Here is a 26,513-nt window from a genome sequence, read left to right as displayed (position 1 = left end):
CGTTCTGATCGGCGCTTCGCCAGCGGGGTCCGGGCCGCCGCCCCGGGCTCGCACCAGGTCGCAAAGCCATCACAAGCCATCAGTGCCGGCCCCGCCCCACCCGGCCACCGCTGGGAAGACCCTTCGGAGTTGCCTATGCCAGCCCCCACCGCCGTCACGGAAGTGGCTGAGTCACCGCCACCCGAACTCGTGACGCCGCACCGCCCGAAGACGGTCTCCCGCCGGCAGGCCCGGCTTCGTTCCACGCTCACGTTGTTCCTCATGGGACTGCCCGCGCTGGTGCTGCTGTTCGTCTTCAGCTACGTGCCCATGGTCGGCGTGGTCCTGGCCTTCAAGGACTACCGGCCGGCGCGCGGCGTGTTCGGCAGCGCGTGGGCCGGGCTGGAGAACTTCAAGTTCCTCTTCTCCAGCGGCGACGCGTGGCACATCACGTTCAACACCGTCTTCATGAACGCGCTGATCATCGCGGCCAACCTGCTGGTGTCGCTGACCCTCGCGCTGCTGCTCAACGAGGTCCGCGACCGTTCCCCGCGGCTGGCCAAGGTCTACCAGTCGGCGGTGTTCCTGCCCTTCGTCTTCTCCTGGGTGGTCGTCTCGTACTTCGTGCTGGCCTTCCTCGACGCCGACCACGGACTGGTCAACCACGCGCTCACCGGCGTGGGCATGCAACCCATCGACTGGTACTCCCGGTCGGGCTTCTGGCCGCTGATCCTGACCATCGTCGCGGTCTGGAAGGGCGTGGGCTTCTGGGTCATCGCGTACCTCGCCGCCATCATCGCGATCAACCCGGAGTACTACGAGGCCGCGAGCATGGACGGGGCCGGCAGGTGGCAGCAGATGCGACGCATCACGTTGCCGATGCTGGTGCCGCTGATCATCATCAACCTGCTGCTGTCGGTCAGCCACATCTTCCACGCCGACTTCGGCCTGTTCTTCCAGGTGACGCGAAACAGCACCCTGCTGTACCCGACGACGGACGTCATCGACACGTACGTGTACCGGTCGCTGACCTCGCTGGGTGACGTCGGGATGTCGGCGGCAGCCGGCCTGTACCAAGCCTTCGTGGGATTCGTGCTCGTGGTGCTGGCCAACTGGCTGGTCCGCCGCCGCGACCCGCAGAAGGCCCTGTTCTAAGGAGGAGATCCGTGGCTACCGACATCCGGCCCGTGCGCCGTGCCACCCCGGCGCGCCCCGACTGGCCGCGGCTGGTCGCGCACGTCCTGCTCGCGCTGTGCGCCGTCGCGTTCGTCGCACCACTGCTGTTGGTGCTCTCCGCGTCGTTCTCCTCGGAGCACGCGATCGACCAGCACGGCTACTCGTTCCTGCCGCACGGATTCACGACCTTCGCCTACCGGTACGTCATCGGAGACCCCACCCAGATCATCCAGGCGTACGGGATCTCCATCTTCGTCACCGTGGTGGGCACCGTCGCGTCGCTGCTGGTGATGTCGATGCTGGCCTACACGCTGGCCCGGCGCGAATACGTGCTGCGCGCACCGCTGGCGTTCTACGTGCTGTTCGCGATGCTGTTCAACGGCGGGCTGGTGCCCAGCTACATCTTCATCACGCAGTACCTGCACCTGCGGAACAACCTGATGGTGCTGATCCTGCCGTACCTGGTCTCGCCGTGGTTCGTTCTGTTGCTGCGCACCTACTTCCTGTCGCTGCCGGTCGACATCATGGACGCGGCCCGCGTCGACGGGGCGGGCGAGCTGCGCACGTTCTTCCAGATCGTGCTGCCGCTGTCGACGCCCGCGCTGGCGACCGTCGGACTGCTGACCGCCCTCATCTACTGGAACGACTGGTGGCTGGGGCTGCTCTACATCGACAAGAGTGATCTGTCACCGGTGCAGTTGCTGCTGTACCACATCATCTCGAACATCAACTTCGCGGCCAGCAACAGCCAGACGGACAACCTGGCCAGTGTGCCCGTGCAGTCGGTACGGATGGCGATCGCGGTGCTGGCGATCGGCCCGATCGTCGCCGCGTTCTTCTTCGTGCAGCGCTACTTCGTCCGCGGCATCACCATCGGCGGACTCAAAGATTGATTCCACACCCGGGAGGGTCACGGCACCATGACACAGATTTCGCGTCGTTCCCTGCTGTTCAACGGTGGTAAGGCACTGCTCGCCGCCGGTACCCTCGGCGCCGCCGGACCGCTGATCGCTGCCTGCGGCTCGGACGACGACTCGACGTCGGGCTCGGTCAACCTGAAGTACCAGTACTTCGCCTACGTCGACGCCCCCGACGTGCCGGCGGTGCAGCAGGCGATGAACGACTACCTGAAGAAGTTGGGCAAGTCCTTCACCGTCACACTCCAGCCCACCATGGACTACGACCAGAAGATGACGCTGAACATGTCGGCCGGCGACGTGGGCGACCTCTTCTTCACGGCCACGTGGTCCAACGACTTCTTCAAGAACGCGGGTAGCGGCAACCTGCTCGACATCACCAAACTGCTGCCGCGGCACGCCCCCAAGCTGTACGCCAGCCTGCCCGCCAGCATCTGGGCCGGGGCCAAGGTGAAGGGGAAGCTCTACGGTGTCATCAACCAACAGCGCTTCCCGAAGCTGTGGGGCTATATCGCCCGCAAGGACCTCGCGGACAAGTACGGCCTCGACCCCGCCGCCATCACCACCTACGCCGATCTGGAGCCGTTCCTGGCCAAGGTGAAGTCCGGCGAGAAGGGTGTCATCCCCTGGGGCACGGACGCGGGCACCGGCGGCACCGCGTTCTACCCGGAGCTGCACGGATACGACCCGGTCGCCACCGCCTACGGCCTGGCCATTCGCTACGACGACCCACAACGCAAGATCATTAATGTATACGAGACGCCGGAGTTCAAGGCCGCCGCACAGCTGCTCCACCGCTGGCGGCAGCTCGGATACACCACCACCGACCCGCTCAGCGGCGAGGACCGGGCTACCAAGCAGCACAGCGGCGGCATCGCGCTGTGGCCCAACCAGGCCCCGCCGACCAACCCGCAGTTGGAGACGTTCGCGACCGTTTCCAAGAGCCTCGTGCCCAAGCCGATCCTCAACACCGACGGATGTGCCTCCACGCTGACCGGCGTGAGCGCCGACACGAAGCACGCGGCCGAGGCACTGGAGTTTCTGGAGCTGCTCAACACCGACAAGTACCTCTACAACCTGCTCTGCTTCGGCATCGAGGGCAAGGACTACGTGCTGGACAAGGCGACCGGCGTGGCGAGCCTGCCGACCGGGGTGGACCCCGCGAAGTCGCCGTACAACCCGAACTCCGACTGGCAGTTCGGCAACCAGTTCAACGCCTACTACCGCACGAAGGAGGACGCCGCCAGCAAGCGCTGGGAGGTGGAGTCCGCCCTGAACTCCAGCGCCGTCGTCTCCACGGCGTTGGGCTTCTCGCTGGACACCTCGCCGCTGCGTACCCAGGTCTCCACGGTGGCGGCCACCATCAAGCAGTACCAGCAGCAGATCTCCATCGGCCTGGTCGATCCGGACAAGGGCATCCCCGAATTCCTCGACAAGCTGAGCAAGTCCGGGATGCCGACGCTGCTGTCCAAGGCGCAGGAGCAGATGGACGCCTTCGGCGCGTCCGCCAAGTAGTCGCCGCGACTGCTGCTCTCCACTTTTCCACCACCAGTAAGGAGGTTGGCGTGAGCGCGCTCTGGCCCACCATCGAGGCGACGCTTCCGTGCCCGGCCCCACCCACCTGGGCGGTGCTGCAACGGCGGCTGTTCACGGTGCTCGACCGGGCCTGGCGCGCTTTCGCCGACCGGTACACCGAGGGCGACGGCCGGCTGGTGTTCCGTGGCCGGCTCGGCGTGCCACCGGACGACCGCGACGGGGTCGACGACTTCTACGAGCCGTTCTTCAACTGGCCATTGCTGTACCTGCTCGGCGGGGACGACGATCTGCTCGCCGCCGCGAAGCGGCACTGGCGTGGGGTGACCGCGCAGTTGACCGAGCTCGGAATGGTCCGCGATGGCCACGAGCGCGGCTACGACTGGTTCCACCAGGGCGAAGGGCTGTTGTTCTTCTACCACCTGTGTCTCGCCGACCCGCACGACGAGTCGCTACGCGCACAGGCGGTCCGCTCTGCCGAGCTCTACCTGGGCGGCCCTCCGGGCAACTACGACCCGGCGCACAACGTCATCGTGGCGCCGCACAACGGTGCCGACGGGCCGCGGGCCGGGCTGACCGGCGGAACGCCGGTGTTCCCGTGGAGTCCGGTGTTCGTCTACTATGGACTCCCGCTGGACTGGATCCCCGGCATCACCTCCTACGAACAGCTTCTGGCCGATCCGGCGCTGGCCGGCCGGATGGGCCAGGAGATGCGCGAGCGGATGGGTCGCGGCGACACCGCGGTCAACCTGGCCGCCACGAGCCTGCTCACCAACGCCTACCTGCTGACCGGACGCGCGGAGTTCCGCGACTGGGTGTTGCGCTACACCGGTGGTTGGCTGGCGCGGATGCGGGCCGGCGGCGGCGTCCTGCCCGACAACGTGGGCCTGGGCGGCACGGTGGGGGAGTACCTCGGCGGCCGCTGGTACGGCGGGCACTACGGGTGGGCCTGGCCGCACGGGCTGCACAGCGTCGGCGCCGCCGCCGTCGTGGCGGCGTGCAACGCGGCGCTGCTCGGCGGGGACGAGACGATGCTCGACCTCGGCCGGGGACCGCTGGACCAGGTGCTTGCGCACGCACGTACCGACGGTGGTACCGGAGCCACGCTGGTGCCGTACAAGCACAACGACAGCGGCTGGCACACCTACAAGCCCATGCAGATGGCGCTGCCGGTCGCGCTGTGGCAGTTCAGCCAGGACCCGGGCGACACCGACCGGCTGACCCGGCTCGGGTACCCGTCCGGGCCGGGCTGGCGCGACACGCAGCCGGTACGCGGCAAGGAGGAGGCCGGCCACGAGCAGCCCTGGCTGGCCTACCTCGCCGGATCGAATCCGGCCTACCCGGAACAGGCGCTGCACCTGGCGCTGGCGGTGGTCGCGCACCGGCTGGCGCGCATCCGGGCCGACCCGACCGACCCGCACACCGGCCCGGGCGCCGACGACCTGCACCACTGGCAGGACCTCAACCCGGTGGTCACCGAGGCGCTGTCCCAACTCACGTGCGGAGCGCCGCAACCGCTGTACAACGGCGGGCTGTGGCACGCCCGGCTGCGCTACCACGACCCCGAGCGTGGCCGGCCCGGGCTTCCGCCCGACGTGGCGGCACTGGTCGACCGGATCGGCCCCGACCGGGTGTCCGTCCAACTGGTCAACCTCGACCCGGTGCGGTCCCGCCGGGTCGTGGTCCAGGCCGGCGCGTTCGCCGAGCACAGCTTCGGCACCGTCACCTTCGATCAGGCGGCCGACGCGTGGCCGCCGTCCGGCCCGAACGTGCCCCTCCAACCACGGCGGCGCCCCGGCGCGCTGACCGTCGACGGCGCGTACGTGCAGGTCCACCTGCCACCGGCGACCTCGATCAGGCTCGACTCGTCGATCCGGCTGCGCGCCCACCCTCCGGCACAGCTCACGCACCTGCACTGAACCCGAAGCGTCGAAGCTTTAAGGAGTGCCGTGCCTACGATCCTCACCCGCGCCAAGGTGATCCTTGGCGTCTCGGCTCTCGCCGTCGGCCTGCTCGCCGTGCCGGCCTTCGCGAAGGCCCAGGGAACCACGTTCTACGTGTCGCCGAGCGGCAACGACCGCAACAGCGGAACGAGCACAGGCAAGTCGCTGCGCACGATCCAGCGCTGCGCCGATCTGGCCCTGGCCGGCGACACCTGCGAAGTGCTCGCCGGCACCTACCGCGAGACGGTCAACGTGCCCAACTCCGGCACCGCCGCCGCCCCCATCACCATCGAGGCGTACCAGCACCAGACCGTGACCGTCGAGGGCGCCGACCCGGTGACCGGCTGGCAGCAGGTCACCGCCGCGGACCTGGACGCCATCACCGCCTCCGACCCACGGCTGACCCACTCGTCGTTCGCCACGGCTGTCGCCGCGGGCAACATGTACCGGGCGCCGCTGACGATCGCCCCCGGCCTGGCCGGAAACCAGGTCTTCGTCAACGCGACCGCCGCCAACGAGGCCCAGTGGCCCGACCCCGGCGCCGATTCGCTGACCCCGAGGGTCGAGTACGCGGCGGCCGGTAGCACTGGAGTGACGGTGGCCGATCCGGCGCTGAGCCAACCCGACGGGTACTGGGCCGGCTCACAGATCCAGACCCGGCACTGGTACGTGGTGCAGACCCAGAAGGTCGCCTCCTCCAAGGTGGGATCGGTGACCCTGACCACCGCCCCGAACCTCGGCGTGTCGGCCTTCCAGACCGGCTACTACCTCTATGGCTCGCTAGAGGCGTTCTCCGCCCCGAACCAGTGGTACTACGACCCGGCCGGCGGCTCGCTCTACTTCTGGTCGACCAGCGCCCCCGGCAACCGCGTCAGCGCCAAGCAACGCACCTACGCCTTCGACCTGAGCTACGCCAGCAACATCCACATTCAGGGCTTCCACGTGCACGGCGCGAGCATCACCGCCGGTGCCGGCTCCACCGGTGACGTGCTGTCCGGACTGGACCTGGCGTACGTGTCGGCCTTCGACAGCGCCCCGGCATACACCACCGGCAACAACACCACCGGCGTCATCCTCAACGGCACCGGCAACACCCTCAAGGACAGCGAGATCGCCTTCAGCGCCGGCAACGGGGTGTTCCAGACCGGCGGCGGCAACACCGTCACGAACAACGTCATCCACGACATGTCCAGCATGGGCACCTACACGGCCGGCGTGACGGTGCTCGGCGAGCACCAGGTCGTCTCACACAACACGATCTACCGGGTCGGCCACGCCGGCATCCAGGTCGAGTCGCACCTGTTCCCGACTGGTGGACCATACAACTTCCGCAACAACACGTTCTCCTACAACGACATCTCCGGATTCGGTCGCCTGATCGTGGACACCGGGGCGATCTACGTGTGCTGCAACCTCGACATGACCGGCACCACCATCGACCACAACTGGGTCCACGACGCGACCCCGATGCCCCTGGTCGACCAGTACGGCATGTCCGGCGTGTACCTGGACGGCAGCTCCGGCCTGGCCACCGTCTGGGACAACGTCGGCTGGAACAACGGGTACCTGTACGGCGCGGCCGTCATGATGAACTCGCCGGGCAAAGGCAACAAGGTCTACAACAACACCGGTGGCGTCTACGCCTACAACCCGCCGTTCGACAGCGGTACGCAGATCATCAACAACATCGGCGCCAACCAGGCGAAGACCTCCTCCAACAACGTGAAGATAAACAACAACCTGCCGACCAGCGTCGACCCCGGGTACGTCGACCCGGCGCACCGCGACTTCACGCTCCAGACGGACTCACCCGCCCGTAACGCCGGTGTCGCCATCCCCGGCATCACCGACGGATCGACCGACGCCACCCCGTCCATCGGCGCGTACCAGTACGGAGCGCCGGTCTGGCACCCGGGCGCCTCCATCACGACGAACCCGTATCTGGTGGCGGCTATCGCCGGTACCGGTGCCTTCACCGTGGGCGAGGGCGCGACCCTGAAGACTCCGCTCACCACGGTCGCCAGCGACGGCACCTCGCCGGTACCCGATGACGTCGTCTACACCCCGACCGACCCGAGCGTCGCGACCGTGGATCCGGACGGCACCCTGCACGGGCTCAAGGCCGGGGCCACCGCGGTCCAGGCGCGGGTCACCGTCGACGGTCACGCGGCGATCGCCCAGTTCATGGTCACCGTCCTGCCGGCCAACTACACCGATCCCGCCGGGTGGACGCTGCGACACCTGAACACCGACGAGTTCGGCGGACCGGCCAGCGGCTTCGCCACCGAGGACAACGGCTCCTACACGATCGTCACGACGGGCTGGAACATCTGGAGCAACGACGACCGGGGCAGCTCGCTGTACCGGTCCGTCAACGCGACCAACGTGACCATGACCGAGACCGTCGACGCCAAGACCCCGGCCGCGGGCGTCGGTCCGATGATCCGCGACGGGGCCGCAGGCAACGCCAAGGAAGTCAACCTGCGGGTACAGGCGAACAACCAGATCGTGATGGCCTACCGCAGCGACGCGACGCTGCCCGGCACCACCCAGGTGACCACCACGACCGCCGCGGTGACCCCGCAACAGCTGCAACTGGTCAAGACCGGTAACAGCTTCACCGGGTACTACTTCGCGGGCGGCACCTGGAACAAGGTCGGCACCATCACCGACGTGATGGGCGCCGACCTACAAGTCGGCACGGGCGTCTTCTCCGGCCTGTACGGCGGCGGGTCGGCCACCGTCTCCGGCATCAGCGTCACGTCGAGCTGACCGGTCCGACGCATCAGCAAACGCGGGATCGTCGCCGTCTGCCCGGCACGGGGCGACGGCGACGATTCCGCGGGACACGGGTGGTCTGAGGTCGGGGACCCGGGTCAGCGGCGCTGTCGCACGGATTCGAGGGATCAGGCGTCGCCCAGGAGCCCGCGCAGAAAGCGGATCTGGTCCCCGCGCTGGAATCCCGCGCCGCCCTCGTGCCCGTTGTACGGCCAGACCGTGACGTTCTTGTCGTTACCCGCGTAGTGGTTGTAGGCGGCGAAGACCGTCGAGGGTGGACAGACGTTGTCCATCAGCGCGACGGAAAAGCGCGTCGGAGCGTGCGCACGGGCGGCGAAGTTGACCCCGTCGAAGTAGCCCAACGTCGCGAACACCTGCTCGACGTCGCCGCGGTGAGTCTTGAGGTACGACACCAGCTCGCCGTACGGGAACGCGTCGGTGATCTCGGTGGCCCGCCGGTAGTGGCACAGGAAGGGAACGTCGGGCATCGCGGCGGCGAGCCCGTCGACCAGACCCGCGACCGCGAGGGTGATGCCGCCGCCCTGGCTGCCGCCGGTGACGACCACCCGGTCCGGGTCCACGCGGGGGTGTGCCCGGGCGGCGTCGACCGCCCGGACCGCGTCGGTGAAGACCCGCCGGTAGTAGTAGTGCTGAGGGTCGGCGATCCCGCGGGTCATGAAGCCGGGTGTCTGCGGCAGGCCAACCGGGTCCGGGTCGGGCGTGTCACCGACGAGCGAGCCGTTGCTGCCCTGGCCGCGGGTGTCCATGACGAGGTGGGCGTAGCCGGCCGCGCTCCAGACGAGCCACTCGTGCGGCAGCCCGCGTCCGCCGCCGTATCCGATGTACTCGACCACGCAGGGCAGCCGGCCCGTCGCGTGCCGGGGTACCAGAAACCAGCCGCGCACCGGCTGGCCCGCGAAGCCGGGGAGGGTCACGTCATAGACATCCACAGTGGACAGTCCGGCGTCGTACGGGGTGAACTGGGCCGGCCATTGCGCGTCACGCGCCTGCTGGAGGGTGGTGGCCCAGAACTCGTCGAAGTCCTTCGGCTCGTCGCGTGCGGGCAAGTAACTCTGCAGGCGGTCTACCGGCCAGTCGACGAACAACGGTCCTCTTCTCGTCAGGGTGGGTGCGCACGCACACGGGACGTGGGACGTCCTAGATCAGCAGTACGCTACGCCAGGACCTCGTGCCAGGGCAAGACCAGCGGTCGGACGGTACCAACGCCGGGGTCAGGACTCGAACGCCCCGAGGTCCGGCGCCGAGCCGTTGTACGGCAGGCCGACGTTGGTGCCCTTGTTGATCAAGGTGCTGCCCGACGCCAACCGCAGGTACGGCAGCACCGGCAGGCTGCCGTCGGACTGGCGGGACACGTTCCAACCGGACGTGGACACGCTCTGGAACTGCGAGTTCGACATGGTGACGCTCAGGTTCCAGGAATTGTACGAAGCGCTGGTACCGCTCATGTTGGACGTCAGCGTCCCGACATAGGCGACGTTGTTGCGCAGGTTGCCCAGACCGACCGCGGCACCGCTGGAGTTGACGCCCAGCATGTTGTAGTCCACGCCGTTGCTGTAGCTGGTGTTGTTGAAGAAGTCGTCAGCCACCGTGTGGTGGTTGGCGTAGAAGCCCGCCGACCGGTTGAGGAACGCCACGGAGGTACGCACGGTGTGCTTGACCCCGTTGGACACGTACCCGCCACCGTAGCCGCCAGCCTTGAACCCGTTGCCGTTACCCGAGGCGGTGGTCGTCTCCGGCAGGTATCCGTTGCGCCACGCCCACGAGTTCTCGATCGTGACCGACGAGTACGCGTTGATGAGGTCGAACCCGTCGTCGGAGTTCCACCACGCGCGGCAGCCGCGGAACACGTTCCCGGGGTTGTTGGCCGAGATGTGCGCGCCGAACCCGTCGGCGTTCTCGCCGGCCCCGCTGGAGCTGTTCGGATCGTAGTTGTCGTGCGAGTCCGAGTTGAGCACGAGGTTGTACCCGCCGTTCTGGATGAACAGGCCGGGCCCCATGTTGTTGTGGGTGTCGATCTTCTCGAACGTGTTGTGGCTCCCCGAGACCCAGATCCCCCAGGACTCGTGGTTCAGGTTGTTGTTCTGGCGGACACCGGTGACTTCCAGGCCCTTGAGGTAGAGGTAGCTGCCGGTGACGTCGAAGCCCTTGATCCGGCAGTCGTTGGTCATGCCGGAGAAGTTGAAGACCGGCTTCTCTCCCGGGTAGTTCACGTAGTTGATCGGGCTGCCCGAACTGCCGCTCTTGCTCAGCACGATCGCGTTGACCGTGGCCGTCTGGCTGGTGCAGCTGGAGGTCGCGGTGGCGTACGCGTAGGTGCCGCCACGGAAGTAGACGGTGTCCCCGGCGGCCGCGACGGATTGCGCGTGCGCGATGGACTTCCAGGGTGCGGACAGTGTGCCGACGGCGCTGTCACTCCCGGACGGGCTGACGTAATAGGAGGTCGCGGCCCAGCTCACACCCGTCGATGTCGCGACGATCGCGACGGGGGCCGCCACGACAGCCGAGATCAGGGCCGCACGCGTCAGGAACGTGGAACGTCTCATCGCACACTCTCCAGGGCCTCGGGGAGATAACATCCAAGTCGATCGATTGTTGCGACGGAACTTCCGCACGTCAATGACTGTTGGAACGTTGCAGTCCAGTTGCAGGCGCCGGTGGATCGATCCGGGTGAGGTTCACCGGTCGGTCGGTGAGTCAGGCCCCGTGGTGGGCGGCCGCACCGACCCAGCGGCGATAGGCGTCGACGTCGACGTTGCTGCCGCAGACGATGGTGACCACGTGTCGGCCGGCGAACCGGTCGCGGTCTTCGAGGATCGCCGCGATACCGAGCGCGGCCGATGGTTCGACGACGAGGCCGGCATGCTGGAGGAGCAGCCGCATGCCGGTGATGATCGACGCCTCCTGGACCAGGACGGCGTCGTCGGCCACCAGGAGGAGGTCGTCCAGGACCTCCGGGATCGGACACCGGCCGGCGACGCCGTCGGCGATGGTGTTGGTCGAGTCGGTGGTGACGACGCGCCGCTGCCGCCACGAGTGGGTCATCGCTGGTGCGCCCAGCGGCTGGACGCAGATCACCTCGACTCCGGGTGCCGCGGTCTTCACCACCTGACCCACGCCGGTGGCCAGCGCCCCGCCGCCGAGAGCGATCAGAACGGTGTCGAACGACGGCGCGCTGTCCACCAGTTCCAGGCCGATGGTCGCCGCGCCCTCGCAGGTCTCGATGTCCAGGCTGTCTTCGACCAGCCGGATGCCGTCGTTCCGCGCGAGGGCCGCCGCCCGCTCGCGGGCCAGGTCGAAGTCGCCGTCCACCAGTTCCAACCTGGCGCCCAGCGCGCGGATGCGATCCAGCTTGGCGACGGGAGCGAAGCGGGACGCCACGACGGTGACGTCGAGCCCCCGACCGCGACCGGACCACGCGAGGGCCTGGCCGAGGTTGCCCGCGCTGGCGCACACGACGGCCCGTGAGTCACTGTCCGCGAGCTGGGTCGCGATGACCTCGGTGCCGCGGGCCTTGAAGCTGCGGACCGGGTTCGCCGTCTCGAGCTTGATGCTCACCGCGCACCCGAGGTCGGGTTCCAGTGCCTCGCAGCGGTACAGCGGAGTGTCGAGGAAGATTGGGTCGATGACCCGGCGAGCCGCCCGGATCCGAGCGGTGTCGAGGCGCGTCTCCTGCACGACGCACAGCGTAACGCCGGCGCTCATGCGGACTCGTCGGGCAGGTGCTCCATCCGGTCGGTGACGAGCGCCTCCAGCTGCTTGCCCGCCCGCGCCGAGGCGATGAGGCAGACCGCGATGGCGATGACGCCGGGGACCTCGGTGAGCCACACCGCCTCGGAGATGGTCACGCGGTAGATGACGACCACTCGTACCGCCGCGTAGGCAAGGAACATCACGCTCCAGACGGTGGAGAGCGACCGGTGGATGCGCAGGAACCGTGGGGAATTCCGCGCCAGCCACTCGAAGGCGACGATGCCGTCCGTGCCACCCTTCTTGGCCGCGAAGGGTTTCGTGGCGTCCACGGTGATCGGCCGGCCGGTGAAGGTGTTCACCAGGATCCAGACTCCCGCCAGGGCGATGAACAGCGATCCGCGTGCCAGGGTGAGCCGTGGATCCCGGACGGCCAGGTCGAGCACCAGCCCGAGCGCGATCTCCACGATCACGAGGATGCCGAGGTTGTCGATCTTGCCGCGCCTGATCGTGTTGACGATCGAGACGACCGTGGTCAGCGCGCCGCCGGTCAGGAGTGACCAGAAGGGACTCAGCCCCACCGAGGTCAGCACGTAGTACGACACGAGCGGAACGACGATGTCGAGCAGGTAGGGCAGGACACCGATGATGCCGCGGGTGCGTCGAAGCTGGCTCTCTGTCGTCGTGGACACGGTCACTGCTCTCCGATCTGACTGGTCCCCGCGGGATCGGGGCTGGGTCCGCTCCCGGTCCGGCGGCTTCAAAATCTTAGAAAGTCATTACATTAGCCACTAAGATAACTCGAGACTAAGGTAAGTTGAGGGGATGGCGCAAGGTGCGGCTTCCGAAGATCCGGTGGCGAGCGAACTGCTCGGCCGCGAGTTCGCGACGGCGGTCGTCATGTTCCACGAGGCGGTGGGCAGGCTCCTGGGGCTCAGCGCGGTCGAGCGGAAGTGCCTCGACGTGCTCCGGCGGCTGGGCCCCGTGACCGCCGGAACGATCGGGGAACACACCGGCCTGACCACCGGCGCCGTCACCGGGCTGATGGATCGGCTGGAGAAGGCCGGCTACGTCGAACGTGGCCGCGACCCGCACGACCGCCGCAAAGTCGTGGTGCGACTGCTGCCGAACGAACGCATGGACGCGCTACTGGCCACCGCGATCGGGCCGTTCGCCGACGAGATGACGACGATGGCGGCCAAATACAGCGACGCTGAGCGCCGCACGATCGCTGACTGGGTGCGCGGAACCACCGACGTGCTGGTCGCCAACACCCAGAGAATCCTGAACCTCGACCAGCCCTGAGCCGGCCCGCTCGAACTGGCCCGCGTCATCCCGCAGGAATGCGAACCGTGGTGATCCACGGCGGCGGCGCCGGCGCGTCACCGATCAGCCCCGCGATCACCCGGCTCCGGCCCGGTGCCCGCTCCGGCCACGGCGTCAGCCCGTCCGTCAGCACCACGATGAAGTCCGGCGCTGCCGGCCCGGCCATCGCCGCTTCGATGCCGACCCGCATGTCTGTGCCGCCACCACCGAACAGCGTCACCTCGCCGACCGAGGCGACACTGCGCGCCGCGTGTACCGCCGTGTCGCAGGACAGCACCGTGACCCGGTTGCCTCCGATACCCACCGCCCGCAGCACCCCGGACACCTCGGCCAGCGCCGCCGCCAACCGGTCGTCGTCCATCGAGCCGGACGTGTCGATGACCACGGCCACCCGGGGTACCGGCTGGCGCAGGCGCGGCAGTACCACCGAACCCAGCGCCGACTGCCGGCGCGACGGGCGCTGGTACGTGTAGTCGACCGCGCCGCTGGCCCACGCCACCGCCTCGCGTACCGCTCCGGTCAACGCGCGCCGCCAGTCGACGACCGGTTCGAGCACCGTGTCCGCCCAGCGTTGCCACCCGCCCGGCACGTCTGCCCGGCCGCGAGCCGCGGCCCGGATGGCGCTCGCGGTGGACCGCCGGATCGCGTCGGCCTCCACCTCGCCGACCGAGCCGGAGCCGGTACCCGGCGGCCGGTCCCAGTCCCGGCCGTGGCCGTCGGCCCCGGAACCGCAGTCGCACGACGGCAGGGACGCGGGCAGCAGCGGCAGGTACGCCTCGAACAACAGGCCGGCCGGCAATCCCAGCCGGTGCGGGTCGACCCGGTCGGCGGGCAGCGGCAGCCCGTCGGCGAGGAGGTCGTCGTTGATTTCCAGATCCTGCGCGACGTTGACCCGGTGGTGGTCGTGCCGCTGGGTGTCCGGCAACCGGTCGGCCCGACCGTGGTGGTCGCGGAGGAGGTGGGAGACCTCGTGGATCCACACGGCGGCGAGTTCGGCCACCGGAAGCCGGTCCACGAAGGACGGTGACACGTAGCAGCGCCAGTGCCGGTCGACACCCATCGTCGGCAGCCGGTGCTCCTCGACGACGGTCAGGCTGTAGAGCGCCGTCGCCAGGTAGGGCCGGTCGGTCGCGGCCCGGAACCGGGCGGCGAGCAGCTTCGTCCGGTCCAACCGTTCCATCGTGGACGGTTCCGAGCGCTCCATCGTGGACGGTTCGGATTCGGGAGTCATCAGGGCAGGCGACCCGACAGGCGCAGCACGTCCACGAACGCGTCCACGGTCGGCGGCACGGTCCAGTTCGGTTCGCGCAGCGTGGCCAGGTCCATCGCGGCCCGCGCGGCCACGTCCGGCACGCCGGCCTTGACCGCCTGGGCGAGCACCACCCAGCCGGCCTCCCAGCGTTCCCGGGTGGTGCGGCCCTGGATCGCCGACACGACGGCGGTCAGGCAGGCCAGTTGCCGGTCGCCGCGCTGCGGGAGCGTGAACGCCTCCGGGTTGGCCAGCACCCGTTCCGGATCGGGCAGGTCGAGCTCCTCCAGGTATGTCACGAACTCCAGCCCGGTACCGTCGCCGACCGCGCCGATGACGGCGAGCGCCAGCGCGTCGGTGCGGGTACCGGCGGCGTGGTGCACCGCCAGCAGCCGCAGCACCATCTCCCAGGTACGCGGCGACGGCCACGCCCCGCCCCGGCCCTCGGCATCGGGCGGCAGGTGGTGTGCGAGCCCGGGCCGGGCGGCCAGGAACCCGGCGACCGCCCCGCGTGCCTTTGCCACGGCGGTACCCGTCCGGGCCGGGTCCACCACCGGTACGTCGACGGCCGGCCAGGTGCCGGACAGTCCACGAGCGACGGTCGCCGGGTCGTGCGTCCAGTGCAGGTGCACGAAGCGGTTGGCCAGCGGCGGGCTGAGGTGCCAGCCGTCGGCTGCGCTGGCGGGCGGGTTCGCGGCGGCCACGACGCGCACCGCGTCGGGCAGGCGCAGGCTGCCGACGTGCCGTTCCAGCACCACCCGCAGCAGCGCGGCCTGCACGGCCGGCGGGGCCGAGGACAGCTCGTCGAAGAAGATGAGTCCCTCGCCGGCCTCGGCCAGCCGCACGGCCCAGTCCGGCGGAGCCATCGGCACACCGGTGCTGGCCGGGTCGGCGCCCACGATCGGCAGGCCGGCGAAGTCGCTGGGCTCGTGCACGCTGGCGATGACGGTCTCCATCGTCGTACCGAGCCGGTCCGCGAGCTGCGCCATGGTCGCCGACTTGCCGATGCCCGGCTCGCCCCACAGCAGCACGGGGAGGTTCGCCGACACGGCGAGCGCGAGCGCCTCGACCTTGGGGTCGCGTACCGGCTCGGTGCGCCAGGCACCCACGGCGGCGACCAGCGCGTCGGCCGCGACCAGCGGCCGGGTCACCGGTACACGCTCGCGATCGACCGGATGTCGGGGTGCGTTTCGGTGGGCGGCCGGGTGGCCGCCGTGGCGGCGGCGAGCCGGCGCATCCGCCGGGGTACGCCGTGCCGCAGGCCCAGGTACGCGAGCGTCGGATGGTCGCGTTGCGCGTCGATCAGCAACCGCGCGCCTCGGCCGGTGATCCCGGTGCGGCGCAGGTCCAGGCGGCGCAACCGGGAATCGGGCAACGCCGCGGCGAGCGCGGCCGCACCGGCGTCGGCCACCACGTTTTCGCGGGCATCCAGTGCGCGTTCGGACGGCGGCCGGGCGAGGTCGAGCGCCACCCAGGAACGCAGGTGCGCGGCGAGCGCGGCCACGCCGTCCGGGCTGATCCCGTTGCCGCCCAGGCCGAGCGTCAGGGCGACGCCGTCGGCGTGCCGGGCCAGCGCCGCGACGCCCGCGTCGCCGAGGTGGTTGCAGGCGAGGTACAGCTCGCGAATGCCGCCGTCGTGGACCAGCGAGCGCAACGCGTCGACGGCCTGCGGCCCCAGCCCGTTGCCGCCGAGAAACAGCCGTTGCAGGCGCGCCGGCCGCCGGGCGAGCGTGTCGGCGAGCCTGCCCAGCCCGTCCACGCTCAGCCCGACGTTGACCAGGTCCAGGGTGCGCAGGGTGTCGTTGGCGGCCAGCGCCCGGCACAGCGCCGCGACGCCGTCGTCACCGAGCGGATTGCGCTTGAGCCACAACGCCCGCACGGTGCGGTCGCCGGTCAACCGCCGGGCGAGCGGCTCGACGCCGTCCGCGTCGATGAGGTTGCAGCCCAGGTAGAGCGTCTCGATGCGGTGCCCGGGCCGCAACGCGTCGGCGACCGCGCGGGCACCGGCGGCTCCGAGGCCGTTGGTACCGAGCAGCAGGTGGCGAACCACGGCGGAGTCGACGGCCGCGCCCGCCAACCGCGCGGCCATCACCGGACCGATGCCCTGCTTGCACAGGTCGAGCCGGCCGTCGGGCTGCATCGTCCCGCGCGCGAACACCTCAGTCGCCCGCGCCGGGGTGCCCGGCCCGCCGAGCCGGTCGAGCAGCGCGTCGAACTCGGCGGGATCGGCGAGTCCCTGCCCGGGATCGGCGATCACCGGGCATCGTACGGGGGTCGGCTCGGTCACCACTCCACGCTCCGGTAGTCCTTGAGGAACTGGCCGTGCACCGGCGCGCCGCCGATGCCGCGCACGATCGGGTCATACACCCGGGCGGCCCCGTCGATGACATCCAGCGGCGGCCGGAACCCGTTCTCGCGCTGGGCCGCCTTGTGCGGATGCGGCCGCTCATCGGTCACCCAGCCGGTGTCGACGCTGTTCATGAAGATGCCGTCGCGCGCGTAGTCACCGGCGACGGTGCGGGTGAGCATGTTCAGCGACGCCTTGGCCATGTTGGTGTGCGGGTGACGGGGTGTCTTCGTGGCGTGCGTGTACCGGCCCTCCATTGCGGTCACCTGGACGACGTACCGGTCCGGGTGCGGCGAGGCGGCCAGCAGCGGCCGCAGCCGGGAGGTGAGCAGGAACGGCGCGAACGCGTTGACGACGTGCACCTCCAACCACTCGTACGGAGTGACGTCGCCGTCGCGCAGCGTCCAGCTGTTGACCCGGCGCAGATCCAGCGGCTGGCCGGTCTCGTCGAGCCGACCCGCCGGAAACAGCGCCAACTCGTCGAGCCGACCCGCCGAGAACAGCACCGCGTCGTCGACCCGGACGGTCGGCCACGGTGCCGCGTCGGCGGCACCGACCGGAAACGGGAACGGATCGGTGACGCCGGCCGGAAACGGGGACGGGGCCACGGTGCCGGCCGGCAGCAGCGCGTCGAGACCCAGCGGCGGCCGGGCGGTCCCGGCCCGGCCCGCCGGCCCGCTGGACGTCAACGCGATCCGGGCGGCGGCGCCGCGCAGCGGCTCACGCTCGGCCTCGCGTACCTCCCGGTAGTAGGCCGGCGGCCGGTGCACGGTCTGCGCGGCGTTGTTGACGAGGATGTCGAGGTGCGTCCACCGGTCGCCGACGGTGGCCACGAGCTGCGTCACCTCGTCGAGACGCAGCAGGTCCACGCCGTGGACGTGCAGCCGGTGTGACCAGTCGGCGGCGTCGGCCAGGGCGGCGTACCGGCGCGCCGCGTCCCGCGGAAACCGCGTCGTGACGAGCACGTCGGCGCCGTCGCGCAGCAGCTTCAGCGCGGTGTGGAAACCAATCTTGATGCGGCCGCCGGTCACGATCGCCCGCCGCCCCCGCAGGTCGCAGCGGGCCTCGCGGCGCAGCCGGTTGGTGTCGGCGCACTCGGGGCACAGCTGGTGGTAGTCGGCGTCGACCCGCCGGTACGGCTGTTTGCAGACGTAGCAGCGCCGGACCCGGTTGAGCGGGCGGCCCGGCCCGGCCTCGCCGCCGGCGTCGGGACCGGAGCCGGGATCGGAGCCGGGCGCGGAACCGAGCGGGGACGACGGGTCGGGCAACGGCGCGGACGGCGGGCCGGGCAATGGCACGGGCGGCGGGCCGGGCAATGGCACGGACGGCGGGCCGGTCGACGGGCCCGGCGCCGGCGGCGACGGGTCGGGCAACTCATCGCGGTACCGGGTCGCCCCGGCGAGCGTCGACCGGTCCTGTGCGCGGGAGGCGGCATCGCGGCGTGCCTTGGCCCGACGCTTCAGCCGCCGGTACGCCTCGCCGACCGCGCGCTCCAGCTCCGGGTCCGCGTGCCCACCGACACCGATCGCGGCGAGCGCACGCAACACGTCGTCACGGACGTCGGCCGGCATCCGGATCACCTCGCCGCGGTGGCGCGCAGCCGCGCGAGAATCGACGACGGCGGTACCTGTGCCGGCAGCAGCTGCCGGTGCCGCCGGTAGTCCTCCACGTACTGCTCCTGCCGGTCGATCGGGCTGGTGCGGTCGGCGTCGATGGCGTGCGGGTCGGCGCCCGCGTCGAGCAGCAGCGTCACCACCTCCTCGGACTGCAACGCCACCGCGTGACGCAGGGGCGTGCCGCCCTGGTGGTCGCGGGTGTCCACCGGCAGCCCGGCCGCGCGCAGCCGCGGCCACAGCCGGCGGTGGTCGACGCGGCCGAGGTAGTGCATCAGCGTGGCACCGGCACCGTCCCGAGCCGCGACGTCGAAGCCGGCGTCGAGCATGGCCAGCACGTCATCGGTGTGGCCGTAGAGGGCGTGCCGGAAGAAGTCGACGCGCTGCCAGCGCAGCCGCTTCGGCAACCGGCCCTCACCGGTGCGCCAGGCGCGTACCGCCGACGCGCAACCGCCCATCGGCCCGCCCAGCCCGCCGAAGGTGAACTCCCGATCAATCTCGCGGTCGTCGTGCGCGGGCGTGTCCAGCCGGCCGTCGACGATCCGTACCTCGTGCCACACCGCGCCGCAGCGCACCCTGACCGGCGGCCACGTCCAGGACGGCGCGACCGGTGCACGCACCCGGTCCGGGTACAGCGCGTCGTGCACCAGCGGATGCAGGTCATCGGGGGACATTGCGCCGACCCGCAACGCGTCCACCTCGCCGGCGGCGTACGGTTCCGGAACCGTGTACGCGTCCCGGCGCTCGGCCACCGCGCCGGCCCGCCAGCACGCCGCCGGCAGCGTCCGGATGGAATGCCTCGGCAACCGATCCTGGTGGGCGAGGGTCAGCCGGGGCCGGCGTACCGTATCCGGCTCGGACGCCAGCGTGACCACCAGCGCGGGCGGTTTCGGCGGCGAGCCGGATGCCCGGGCAACCGGGGACAGCACCACGACCCTCGGATCCAACGACAGCCGCGTGTGGAACAAGTCCGGAAGGTACTGCCAGAGCAGGTCGGGTACCAGCTCGCCGAGGTCGGCGGTGAGCCGCCGTACCACGTCCGGGCCATATGCCGCACGGGCCGCGTCGAAATCCACGTCGACGTGGAAGCCCGCCGCGGCGCACGCTGCCCGCCAGTCGCCGCCGTGCCGCAGCCGGGTACAGGTCGCCACGGTCGCGGCCGTGGCATGTCCGGGCGGAGTACCGCGCCAGGGATCGCGAGCAACGGCGGTCACCGGTGTCTCGCTCCCTTCGGCCGGCTGCGGGAAGCGGGGCCGGCCGGATTCGCACCGGCGTCCTCCCACCTGACAAGTGGGCGCGACGACTCCTGCGCTACGACCCCGTGCGGGGCAGTGTAGGCCCCGTGCCGAGGCATCGGCGGAGCGGACCCCGTCGAACCGCGCGCCGCCCGGTCCGCGACCTCGGCGGCCGGCTACGGGCGGCGGCGGGCCAGCAGAAATGGCAGGTCCTCGCGGCGCGTCCGGTACACCACGTCGTGCGGGCTGGCCCCGTGCACGGTCTCCGCGAACGGGTCCGCGCCATCGTCGAGCAGCCGGCGGACGAGAGCGGCCGGCCCACCGTGCATCACGGCGACGTAGAGGGGGGTGGCGTCGATGCGGTCGCGCACGTCGACCGGGATGCCGTGCTCGCGCAGCACCGGATACACCCGTTCGTGGTCGACCCACATCGCCATGTGCAGCAGCGTCCACCCGTGGGCCTCGCGCAGGTGCGGATCGATGACGCCGCGGTCGAGGCCGTCGAGCAGCCAGTTGGTGTCACCGTTCTGGACCCGCCGCACGATCTCCCGGCGCTGGCCGGCAAGCGCGCGCGGCAACCGGGTCGCTCCGGTGGTCCAATCCTGCTGGACCGCGAAGCAGCCGTCGCTGCGCCCGCCGAGCGACCGCAGCACCTGTTCCCGGCGCTGCTCCTCGTCATCGTGGTCGTGCAGCCGCAGCGCGCCGTCCCGCACGCCGACCAGGTGCCAGTCGCCCCGGCAGCGGACCCGCACCGGCGCGCCGGGCTGGGACTGCGCGGGCGCGAACGGTCCGGGCCGCGCCGCCCGGATCGTGGCGGTCGGTCGGGTCGGCGGCGACCCGGCTGCCGGCGGTGCCGCCGCAAACAGCGCGGCGCGCATGAGCGGGTGAAGGTCGGTCGGGTCGAGCAGCCCGGCGTGGATCAGCGCCAGGTCGACCGGTGCCGCCGCGGTCGGGATGCGCGGCGTGACCTCCAGGTATTCGGACGGGTCCGATGCCTCGGCGGTCACCGTGTCGCCGACGGTCAGGTTGAGGTGGGCCCCGAACAGCGTGCTGACCCGCTCGGTGTCGAAGGCGCGGGCGACCTCGCGGGCCAGGTCGGCGACCCCGACCGGGCAGGTGGGCGGCGCCGCCTTGCGCTGCAACGCCTCCGGCTTGTCGAACTCCAGCTCGATGCCGCACGCCCGCCACGCGCCCGGGTGGTCCCCGTCCGCGAGCATCCGGTACACGCGCTCGGTGCCGGCGGCCCGGTCGGTGCCCCCACCGAGCGCGTCGTGCGGTACCGGCCGGCCGTCCGGGCGGAGCAGCGGCGGCCGGTCCGCCGAGCCGCCCCACGCGGTGCGCAACGCGCCGGACTCGCGCACGTCCCACATGTACCGGGGCGCCACGAACCACCGCTCGTCGCTCAGCTCCTCGGCGGTGCTGACGCTGACCGACAGCCGCTGCGGTCCGGTGGGCGACGGTGGCAGGCAGACCCGGATCAGGGGAGCGTCGGCCGCCCCGCGGACCGGCGCGAGCACCGCGCTTGCCCTGGCCCGCAGCGTCGTCATCCCGCCGGTGTGCCGGGGCAGGTGCCACCACAGCAGGTCCAGCGCCAGGTGCCGCAGGTCGTCCTCGACGCCTTCGGCCGCCTGGGCGCCGAAGGTGTCGCGTACCGCGGCGAGGTCGACGTCCACATCGGCGCGGGCGGCCATCGCGGCGGCGCGCCAGTAGCCGGCCTCCCGCGCGGCGGTGGCCGCCTCGACCATCCCGGCCGGTATGGTGGTGGTCCGGATCCGGTGCCACTGCGTGAGATCGTTGCGCCGTTGGCGGGCCACGCCGCCGACGCCCCCTACCACCGCGACCTCCGACCCGAAGGCGACCCGCCCACACAGGCAAGGACCCGCCCACACAAACGAAAGCGGTAGGCCGGCCGGATTCGAACCGGCGTCCTCCAACTGCGCAAGGTGGCGCGACGACCTCTGCGCTACGGCCTACCGCCGGTCAGCGTACCCACTGCCTCATCCGGCCACCGACCCGGCCCGCCACCCGCCCCGGCGAGACGGTCTGCCGCCGGCGCTTCGTTCCGTCGGCGGTTTTCGGGGAATTCCGGCGATGCTCGGGATCCGTGACGGGCCCGGGCGGGCGCGGCGACGATGGTGCGCGGTCCCTGTCCCAGTGCCGTGCCGGTGACCGATCGGGTTCGCGCTCCTCGCCCCGTGCCTCAAAGGCTCCTCACCCCGTGCCTCAAGGAAGGACAGTGGTCCATTCATGATCGTAAGAAGTCTGCGTCGCGCCGCGGCCGCGCTCGGCGTGGCGATCGCCGCCACCGCGGTGTTCGCGGCGGTCGCGCCGTCCAGCGCGTCGGCCGACGCGTTACGCCCGTTGAACGTGTCCCTGTGGTGTTTCCAGGGCGGCCTGCCGTACGGCTACAGCGTCAACACCGGTTCCGGCTGGTACACACCCGCCGCAAGCGGTGACGCGACCGTGGTGAACGGCACGAAGACCTTCCACCTGCTCATCCCGACCACGGCCGGAAGCCTCGCCGTCAACACCTACTGCGACGGGTTCCAGGGTGCCACCTGGGAGGGCTACAGCTACGGCATCACCCCGGGCACCTCGACCGTCAACGCGTCCGGGTACTGCAACACCTACCCGTACTCGGTCGGCTACGGCATCACCTACTGGTTCACCTACTGCCCGCTCTCGTCGATCACCTACAGCTGACGACGACGCCGGCCTGGACTGTCCGGGTACCTGCTTCCCGCCGCACCCCCCTCGCGGCGGGAGGCACGTACCCGGTCCACATCGGACACTACGACGGGGCCGTGGCTCGCAGCGGGTGCCCGGCCGAAGCGGCCAGCTTGCCCCGGACCTGATCCGAGCTGGGATGGGCGAGTTCGTCGAGGATGTCGAGGGCCTGCTGCCACGACCGTCGGGCGGCGATCGCGTCACCGTAGTCGTGGTGGATGTCGCCGAGATGTTCGAGGGCTTCCGCCTCGCTGAACCGGTCGCCGAATTCCCGGTGCAGGTCGAGCGCCTGCTCGTAGCAGGCCGTGGCCCGGGAATGCTGGCCGAGCTGGTGGTGAGCGTGGCCGAGGCTGTCCAGGGTGTGCGCCTGGTTGGTCCTGTCGCCCAGTTGCCGCAGCAGGGTGAGGGCCCGGTCGCAGTACACCAACGCCTGTTCGTGGTCGCCGAGCAGCGTGAGGTGCCAGCCGATCGCGTTGTACGCCTTGGCCTGCCCGAGCCGGTGGCCGACGGCAAGATACAGGTCGAGTGCCCGGTGAGAGTGGAACAGGGCCCGATCGAGGTCGCCGCGGCGTTCGCACATGATGGCCAGGGTGTGGTTGACGTCGGCCTGTTCGGCGCGGTCACCGGTTCGGCTGGCCAGTTCCAGGGCCCGGTGAAGGTGGAGGCCGGCGTCGTCGAACTGGTACAGCCGGGTGTACGCGCGGCCGAGCTGGCGGTGGGCTCGGGCCTGCGCGGCCCGGTCGGACGTCCGGTCCGCGGACCTGACCGCCGTGCGCCAGACGGTCACCCCGTCGTGCCAGTGAGCCTGGCGGTCCAGGTAGACGGCCACCGCCTCGACGAGTTGCCCGACGGGAGCCTGCCAGCCGGCGGCGGACGCGTGCTCGACGGTGTTGAGCAGGACCGCGTGTTCGGCGGTGAACCAGTCGAGGGCCTGCCGGTAGTCGGTGAACCGGACCGCCGTGCCCTCGTCGCCCGGCGGGTCGGGTGGCGCGGCATCCGCGGCCGCGTCCAGCAACCGGTTGGCGGCGTGGGCCGTGCGCAGGTAGTGGTCGAAGACCCGGCCGGTGGCGGCGTGGCGGTCCGGCTCGGAATCGGTGATCCGGGCGAGGTGGGCCGCGTAGGCCCGAAGCAGGTCGTGGTAGGCGTACCGGCCGGGACGGCGTTCCGCGATCAGGCTCGCCGAGGTCAGTTCGGTCAACAGCGCCTCGGCCTCGGGCGGGGTGACGGCGGCGAGGGCGGCCGCGGCCGGAACGGTGACGTCCGGACCGGGGTGCAGGCTCAGCAGCCGGAACAGCCCGGCCGCCGGGGTGCTCAGGGCCCGGTAGGACCAGGAGAACACCGCCCGGACATCGGTGTACGGGTCGTGGTCGGCCAAGACGTCCAACCGGTCGCGTGCGTCGGCCAGTTCCCTGGCGACGGAGGCCAGCGGCCGTTCGACAGACGTGCGGGCGCGGGCGGCGACCACGGCCAGCGCCAGTGGCAGTCCGGCACAGCATTCCGTGATCGTGTCGACAGCGGCCGGCTCGGCGGCCATGCGTGGGGTCCCGAGCCGGGTGGCCAGCGCTTCCCGGGCCTCCGCGGGGGTGAACACGTCGAGCGTGATCGGGTGGGCGCCCTCCGCGGCGATCAGGCTCGACAGCAGATTGCGGCTGGTGACCACGACCAGGCAGCCGGGCGCGGCCGGTAGCAGCGGACGTACCTGGGCGGCGTCGCGGGCATTGTCCAGGACGATCAGCATCCGCTTGTCGGCGAGCACGCTGCGGTAGAGCGCTGTCTGGGCGTCGGGGTCGGCGGGGATCCGGAACGGCGGCACCGCCAGGGCGTCGAGGAAGCCGCGGGTCGCCGCGACCGGGTCCATCGCCCATCCGTGCGGGTCGAATCCCCGCAGGTTGACGTAGAGGTGCCCGTCGGGGAACTGGCCGGCGACCCGATGCGCCCAGTACAGGGCGAGTGTGGTCTTACCGACGCCCGCGGTACCGCCGATGGCGGTGATCACGACCGTACCGGCCATTCGCGCCGATCCGGCCAACTCCGCCAACTGGGCGAGTTCGCGTCGACGACCGTTGAAATGCCGCGTCGCCGGCGGCAGCTGGCGGGGAACCACGCTCCGCGTGCCGCCCGTCGCCCCGTGGCGGACGCTGCCGTCCACGCGGCGCCCCGGTGGTCGGGAGTCCGGAGCCGCGGTCGCCGCGGGCGCGCCGGCTGCCGCCGATCCGGACTGTGGCGGGTGGCTCGCGCGGCGGCGCTCGTCGATGCGGTCCCGCGCGCTGGCCAGTGCGCCCTGTTCGGCCGGGTCGGCGCCGAGCAGCACCAGCAGCGCGTCGAACCGGTCGGTCGGCGGCAGTCTCCTGGCGGTGAAGTACTCCGCGATCGACGTCAGCGACCAGCCGGTGCGCTCCGCCAGGTCCCGGTAAGTCAGCTCCCGATCCCGGCGGTGGCGGGCGTGCCGCCGGCGCAGCGTCCGTAGCAGAGCGGCCAACTGCTCCAGCGTCTGTACCCCGGCCGCCACCCGCGTCAGTGATCCCGTGGACCCGTCCGCCGCGCCGTCAGACATCCCGCCCTCCGCTGAGGGTAGTCCAGTGATCAGCACAGGGTAGCCACCCGCCGGACAAGTTGAAAGACTGATGTACGTCGATCAGCGCCGGAGCCGGCCCGAGGAGTTTTCGTGAGCGTGTACCGCGTGCGTGTCTGCGACGTCGTGAGCACGGCCTGGCGGGCGACCTCACACACGGCACCCGTCGATTCCTTCGACCTGGCGGCCGAGTTCGCTCACTTCTACCCGCCGTCCGACGCGCAGCTGCCGACCCCGCTCACGCGTCGGGTGCTCGCGCGGGGCCACGTCTCCGTCGGGCCCGGAGGCGCCGCCCGTGCTGGCGAAGACCCGAACCTGGGCGACGTGGACCTGGGTGACGCGGTCCGGGCCGAGGTGGTCCTGTTCGGTCTGCCCGTTCCGGTCGGGCAGGTCGTGGCCGCGGTTCTGCTGGACTTCGACGCGGACGAGATCGCCTACACTCCGGGTTCCCGCGTCGGTGAGGTCCTTGCCGCCTGTGTCGATGACCGCCTGCTCCTGGACGGGCGGCAGCTGCCCGATCTGGTCGCGGACCTGGCACTCCTGGTCAAGGCCGTCGATTCCGGGACCGGCGTCGTCTCGCCCGAACGTCACACCCTCGCCTTCGTGCACGGCGACGGCGCGCCTGTCCCCGGCGAGCCGGTCGTCGCGAGCCTCCTGTACGCCAGACACGTCGCGCTGCGACCCGAGTTCCACTCGCTGCGGCGGCCCGCGTCGCTCAACCGCGCGGAGGGCGAGTACGCGGCGGTCTCCCGGCACGCCAGCTTTCTTTACGAGCAGCCGGTGGAGGTGGAGAACAGCGTCCTGTTGACCACGGTACAGGCGGTCGCGACGTCTGGTCGGTTCCGGCAGATCTGGTACGAGGCACAGCAGTCCGTCCTGGCGTTCCAGAACCAACCGCAGAGCAGCGCGGCCAGCGCGCAGGCACACGACGGTCTGGAATGGATGGGCGATCTGATCGGCAACCTGGAGTTCGACCTCGCTGTCAACGTCGAGGCCACCTCTGACGTGGGACTGGGCAGTGCGAGCCGGCAGATCGAGGACTTCCACCACGACCTGTACGAGGCCATGAGGATTCCGGAGCGTTCGCGCACGGTCGGCCAGACGTTCACGCGGCTCAAGAGCAGCCTCGAGGCGGAACTCATCGCCATCGACACCCGCGAGCGGGCCCGCGCGACCGTTTCCATCGAGGCGATCGCGAGCCTGCTGAGCGTCGTCGGTTTCCCGATCTTCTTCATCCTCGCCTATCTCGGCGTGAACGCCCGAGAGGTCGACGGCGACGTGTCGATGTTCAGCCTGCGCTACTGGCCGGTGTACACGTGCGCCGCCCTGTTGAGCGTGTTTGCCCTCGTCCTGATGTTCCGACGTCCCAGAACGCGCGGACGGCGACGGTAGGCGCCCCCGACCTCTGCC

Annotated in this window: 19 protein-coding genes and 2 tRNA genes; 8 read left to right on the top strand and 13 right to left on the bottom strand. The window is 70.7% G+C overall.

The genetic code is table 11. The features are described 5' to 3' along the window. The first annotated feature begins 135 nt into the window (after nucleotides 1-135). The 5 genes from Raf01_RS38120 to Raf01_RS38100 are packed head-to-tail and all read left to right on the top strand — an operon-like array spanning nucleotide 136 to nucleotide 8,320. Entirely contained in the window at nucleotides 136-1,134 is a 999-nt protein-coding gene (locus tag Raf01_RS38120; protein ID WP_203922961.1) for an ABC transporter permease, read from the top strand. 11 nt (nucleotides 1,135-1,145) lie between these two features. Then, a complete protein-coding gene (locus Raf01_RS38115; protein ID WP_203922960.1) occupies nucleotides 1,146-2,048 on the top strand; it encodes a carbohydrate ABC transporter permease in 903 nt (300 codons plus the stop codon). Nucleotides 2,049-2,075: 27 nt separating this feature from the next. Then, entirely contained in the window at nucleotides 2,076-3,587 is a 1,512-nt protein-coding gene (locus tag Raf01_RS38110) for an ABC transporter substrate-binding protein (RefSeq protein WP_203922959.1), read from the top strand. A 50-nt stretch (nucleotides 3,588-3,637) separates the two neighbouring features. After that, entirely contained in the window at nucleotides 3,638-5,524 is a 1,887-nt protein-coding gene (locus Raf01_RS38105) for a DUF8034 domain-containing protein (protein WP_203922958.1), read from the top strand. A gap of 30 nt (nucleotides 5,525-5,554) precedes the next feature. Beyond that, nucleotides 5,555-8,320: a right-handed parallel beta-helix repeat-containing protein gene (locus Raf01_RS38100; protein ID WP_203922957.1), complete on the top strand. Its 2,766-nt coding sequence runs from the start codon at nucleotides 5,555-5,557 to the stop codon at nucleotides 8,318-8,320. 134 nt (nucleotides 8,321-8,454) lie between these two features. Here Raf01_RS38100 and Raf01_RS38095 read toward each other — a convergent pair whose 3' ends face one another. The 4 genes from Raf01_RS38095 to Raf01_RS38080 all read right to left on the bottom strand — a co-directional run bounded on the left by Raf01_RS38095 (nucleotide 8,455) and on the right by Raf01_RS38080 (nucleotide 12,726). Beyond that, nucleotides 8,455-9,432 carry an acetylxylan esterase gene (locus Raf01_RS38095; protein ID WP_203922956.1) on the bottom strand — a complete coding sequence of 326 codons (978 nt, stop codon included), beginning with the start codon at nucleotides 9,430-9,432 and terminating at the stop codon, nucleotides 8,455-8,457. 126 nt (nucleotides 9,433-9,558) lie between these two features. Then, nucleotides 9,559-10,890 carry a right-handed parallel beta-helix repeat-containing protein gene (locus Raf01_RS38090; protein WP_203922955.1) on the bottom strand — a complete coding sequence of 444 codons (1,332 nt, stop codon included), beginning with the start codon at nucleotides 10,888-10,890 and terminating at the stop codon, nucleotides 9,559-9,561. 151 nt (nucleotides 10,891-11,041) lie between these two features. Beyond that, nucleotides 11,042-12,049: a threonine ammonia-lyase gene (locus tag Raf01_RS38085; RefSeq protein WP_203922954.1), complete on the bottom strand. Its 1,008-nt coding sequence runs from the start codon at nucleotides 12,047-12,049 to the stop codon at nucleotides 11,042-11,044. Beyond that, on the bottom strand, nucleotides 12,046-12,726 hold the full coding sequence (locus tag Raf01_RS38080) for a VC0807 family protein (RefSeq protein WP_203922953.1): 681 nt from the start codon (nucleotides 12,724-12,726) through the stop codon (nucleotides 12,046-12,048). The genes Raf01_RS38085 and Raf01_RS38080 overlap by 4 nt, the downstream gene beginning before the upstream one ends. A 133-nt stretch (nucleotides 12,727-12,859) precedes the next feature. Here Raf01_RS38080 and Raf01_RS38075 point away from each other — a divergent pair, with 133 nt between their 5' ends. After that, on the top strand, nucleotides 12,860-13,339 hold the full coding sequence (locus Raf01_RS38075) for a MarR family winged helix-turn-helix transcriptional regulator (RefSeq protein WP_203922952.1): 480 nt from the start codon (nucleotides 12,860-12,862) through the stop codon (nucleotides 13,337-13,339). Between the two features lie 25 nt (nucleotides 13,340-13,364). Here the strand turns inward: Raf01_RS38075 and Raf01_RS38070 are convergent, their stop codons facing one another. The 8 genes from Raf01_RS38070 to Raf01_RS38035 all read right to left on the bottom strand — a co-directional run bounded on the left by Raf01_RS38070 (nucleotide 13,365) and on the right by Raf01_RS38035 (nucleotide 21,777). Beyond that, nucleotides 13,365-14,591 carry a vWA domain-containing protein gene (locus Raf01_RS38070; RefSeq protein WP_239134288.1) on the bottom strand — a complete coding sequence of 409 codons (1,227 nt, stop codon included), beginning with the start codon at nucleotides 14,589-14,591 and terminating at the stop codon, nucleotides 13,365-13,367. Continuing rightward, nucleotides 14,591-15,760, bottom strand: a complete 1,170-nt coding sequence (locus Raf01_RS38065; protein WP_203922951.1) for an AAA family ATPase — start codon at nucleotides 15,758-15,760, stop codon at nucleotides 14,591-14,593. Before Raf01_RS38065 ends, Raf01_RS38070 begins: the two co-directional genes overlap by 1 nt. Beyond that, nucleotides 15,757-16,896, bottom strand: a complete 1,140-nt coding sequence (locus Raf01_RS38060; protein WP_239134287.1) for a leucine-rich repeat domain-containing protein — start codon at nucleotides 16,894-16,896, stop codon at nucleotides 15,757-15,759. The genes Raf01_RS38065 and Raf01_RS38060 overlap by 4 nt, the downstream gene beginning before the upstream one ends. After that, complete coding sequence (locus Raf01_RS50125; RefSeq protein WP_239134286.1) at nucleotides 16,893-18,527, bottom strand: SDR family oxidoreductase; 1,635 nt, start codon at nucleotides 18,525-18,527, stop codon at nucleotides 16,893-16,895. The genes Raf01_RS38060 and Raf01_RS50125 overlap by 4 nt, the downstream gene beginning before the upstream one ends. Before the next feature lie 5 nt (nucleotides 18,528-18,532). After that, the gene (locus tag Raf01_RS38050) at nucleotides 18,533-19,783 is read right to left on the bottom strand and encodes an ankyrin repeat domain-containing protein (protein ID WP_203922949.1); all 1,251 of its coding nucleotides are present in this window, start codon (nucleotides 19,781-19,783) and stop codon (nucleotides 18,533-18,535) included. Nucleotides 19,784-19,817: 34 nt separating this feature from the next. Further along, a tRNA-Asp gene (locus Raf01_RS38045) sits at nucleotides 19,818-19,890 on the bottom strand. 90 nt (nucleotides 19,891-19,980) lie between these two features. Beyond that, nucleotides 19,981-21,639 carry an ankyrin repeat domain-containing protein gene (locus Raf01_RS38040; protein ID WP_203922948.1) on the bottom strand — a complete coding sequence of 553 codons (1,659 nt, stop codon included), beginning with the start codon at nucleotides 21,637-21,639 and terminating at the stop codon, nucleotides 19,981-19,983. A gap of 65 nt (nucleotides 21,640-21,704) precedes the next feature. Then, nucleotides 21,705-21,777: transfer RNA gene (locus tag Raf01_RS38035), tRNA-Arg, on the bottom strand. A gap of 274 nt (nucleotides 21,778-22,051) precedes the next feature. Between Raf01_RS38035 and Raf01_RS38030 the strand changes: the two genes are divergently transcribed. Next, entirely contained in the window at nucleotides 22,052-22,507 is a 456-nt protein-coding gene (locus tag Raf01_RS38030) for a hypothetical protein (protein ID WP_203922947.1), read from the top strand. 88 nt (nucleotides 22,508-22,595) lie between these two features. Here Raf01_RS38030 and Raf01_RS38025 read toward each other — a convergent pair whose 3' ends face one another. Beyond that, nucleotides 22,596-25,085 (bottom strand): ATP-binding protein, encoded by a 2,490-nt coding sequence (locus Raf01_RS38025; RefSeq protein ID WP_203922946.1) that lies wholly within the window; start codon nucleotides 25,083-25,085, stop codon nucleotides 22,596-22,598. A gap of 111 nt (nucleotides 25,086-25,196) precedes the next feature. Here Raf01_RS38025 and Raf01_RS38020 point away from each other — a divergent pair, with 111 nt between their 5' ends. Next, a complete protein-coding gene (locus Raf01_RS38020) occupies nucleotides 25,197-26,495 on the top strand; it encodes a hypothetical protein (protein WP_203922945.1) in 1,299 nt (432 codons plus the stop codon). Nucleotides 26,496-26,513: the final 18 nt, after the last annotated feature.

Origin of the sequence: Rugosimonospora africana, assembly GCF_016862975.1 — a bacterium.
Lineage (GTDB): Bacteria > Actinomycetota > Actinomycetes > Mycobacteriales > Micromonosporaceae > Rugosimonospora > Rugosimonospora africana.
Note: the sequence above shows the minus strand (reverse complement) of the source record. Positions and strands in the feature narration are given on the sequence as shown.

Coding starts and splice junctions, on each gene's coding strand:
- Raf01_RS38120 (WP_203922961.1), top strand. CDS start 136: ATGCCAGCCCCCACCGCCGTCACGGAAGTGGCTGAGTCACCGCCACCC.
- Raf01_RS38110 (WP_203922959.1), top strand. CDS start 2,076: ATGACACAGATTTCGCGTCGTTCCCTGCTGTTCAACGGTGGTAAGGCA.
- Raf01_RS38090 (WP_203922955.1), bottom strand. CDS start 10,890: ATGAGACGTTCCACGTTCCTGACGCGTGCGGCCCTGATCTCGGCTGTC.
- Raf01_RS38085 (WP_203922954.1), bottom strand. CDS start 12,049: ATGAGCGCCGGCGTTACGCTGTGCGTCGTGCAGGAGACGCGCCTCGAC.
- Raf01_RS38075 (WP_203922952.1), top strand. CDS start 12,860: ATGGCGCAAGGTGCGGCTTCCGAAGATCCGGTGGCGAGCGAACTGCTC.
- Raf01_RS38070 (WP_239134288.1), bottom strand. CDS start 14,591: ATGACTCCCGAATCCGAACCGTCCACGATGGAGCGCTCGGAACCGTCC.
- Raf01_RS50125 (WP_239134286.1), bottom strand. CDS start 18,527: ATGCCGGCCGACGTCCGTGACGACGTGTTGCGTGCGCTCGCCGCGATC.
- Raf01_RS38030 (WP_203922947.1), top strand. CDS start 22,052: ATGATCGTAAGAAGTCTGCGTCGCGCCGCGGCCGCGCTCGGCGTGGCG.
- Raf01_RS38025 (WP_203922946.1), bottom strand. CDS start 25,085: ATGTCTGACGGCGCGGCGGACGGGTCCACGGGATCACTGACGCGGGTG.